At 73.3% G+C, this 270-nt stretch carries 1 protein-coding gene; it reads right to left on the reverse strand.

What is annotated here, in order from left to right; translation table 11 throughout:
- Nucleotides 1–270 (reverse strand): sigma-70 family RNA polymerase sigma factor (locus SB751_RS30730; protein ID WP_410749118.1); only part of this gene is annotated, 270 nt, incomplete at both ends.

Genomic DNA, 270 nt, shown 5'->3' on the forward strand with positions numbered 1-270 from the left:
GCCGTCCAGCAGCGCGGCAAGCCGGCGCCGGCCGCGCGAGAGCCGCGACATCACCGAGCCCACCGGCACGTCGGCGATCGCCGCGATCTCGCGGTAGCTCAAATCCTCCATCTCGCGCAGCACCAGCACCTCGCGGTATTCGGGCGGCAGCTTCGCGAGCGCCGCGTTCACGAGCCGCACATTCTCGCCGCGCAGCAGCTGCGCGAGCGGATCGCCCGGCGCCGGCTGCCAGTCGTCGGGCACCTCCGTGTCGTCGAGCGTGTCGGGCAG

The sequence above is a fragment of the Cupriavidus sp. SIMBA_020 genome, assembly GCF_046535395.1.
Taxonomy (GTDB): domain Bacteria; phylum Pseudomonadota; class Gammaproteobacteria; order Burkholderiales; family Burkholderiaceae; genus Cupriavidus; species Cupriavidus campinensis.